Consider the following 1,314-nt stretch of genomic DNA (forward strand, 5'->3'; position numbering starts at 1 on the left):
GAAACCGCCAGCCTGATCGTCACAACAACGTCCGACGTCGTTGACGCTTATGACTACCAAACCTCGCTGCGCGAGGCTTTGGCCTTTGCCAATTCTAATGCGGATGCCAGCACGATAACCTTTGACGCGGCGCTATCCGGTGAGACGATCACGCTGGGCGGGACGGAACTGGTTCTGTCCACGGATGTGACCATTGACGGTGATATCGACGGCGATAATTCGGCAGACATCACGATCTCGGGCAACGATGCCTCGCGGGTGTTCAATGCAACCGGCGGAACGTCGACCCTGCACGCCCTGACGATCACAGATGGCTACGCCGGGTCCGGCGGCGGCATTTACATTGATACTGGTGCAACGGTCGCCCTGACCAACAGCACAATCCGCGACAGTTCGGCGGAATTGGGCGGCGGGCTTTGGAACCGCGGCGCGGTGACGCTGACCAACAGTACACTCAGCGGGAATACGGCAACCTTTCAGGGTGGTGGGATCTACAACCGCTACGGAGGCACTGCGACGCTGACCAATTCTACGCTCAGCGGAAACGAAGCGACGTATTATGGCGGCGGCGGGATGATCAACCGTGGCACGGCCACGCTGACCAACAGCACGATCAGTGGAAACAACGCATCGGGTCCTTACGGGTACGGCGGTGGTCTTCAGAACAGTGGCACAGCGACGCTGACCAACAGCATAGTACTGGGCAATAGCGCAACGACGAATGCAGACGTCGGTGGGGCAGTCACGTCCACGACCTCGCTCACATCGGGGACAGCTGTAGATGTGTTTGCCGCGCTGGACGCCAACGGCGGCGGTCTGCTGGCGGATAATGGCGGGCCGGTTCAGACGATTGCGTTGAACACGGCTGTGACGAACCCGGCACTGGATGCGGGGGATGATAGTGCGGCCCCGGCAACGGATGCGCGGGGGGCCGGGCGGGCGGACCAGTCCGGGGTGGCCAACAATGGCGGTAACAGTTCCGATCTGGGCGCGTTCGAGCTGCAGTTGACCACTCAGGTCGGCGGGTCCGACCCGGACGTGATGTTTGGCACGGATGGGAATGACACGCTCTATGGCGGGGCGGGCGCGGACTGGATCCTTGGCCTTGGCGGCAATGACAACATACGCGGCGGTGCAGATGGCGACAGGCTGGAGGGCGGCGACGGCGTCGACTTTGTGCTCTACACCGACTCTGCCTCTGGTGTGACCGTGGACCTGAATGCAGATGGCGATGGGGTCCAGTCGGCCTCGGGCGGCTCGGCGGAGGGCGATGTGATCTCGGGGTTCGAGAAGGTGTTTGGCTCGGCCCACGCC

1 protein-coding gene is annotated in these 1,314 nt (G+C 62.4%); it reads left to right on the forward strand.

Going from position 1 to position 1,314, the window contains the following annotated elements; genetic code table 11:
- Window positions 1-1,314 (forward strand): choice-of-anchor Q domain-containing protein (locus FOY56_RS23755; protein ID WP_281288851.1); only part of this gene is annotated, 1,314 nt, incomplete at both ends.

Source organism: Falsiphaeobacter marinintestinus (assembly GCF_007923355.1).
GTDB lineage: Bacteria > Pseudomonadota > Alphaproteobacteria > Rhodobacterales > Rhodobacteraceae > Phaeobacter_A > Phaeobacter_A marinintestinus.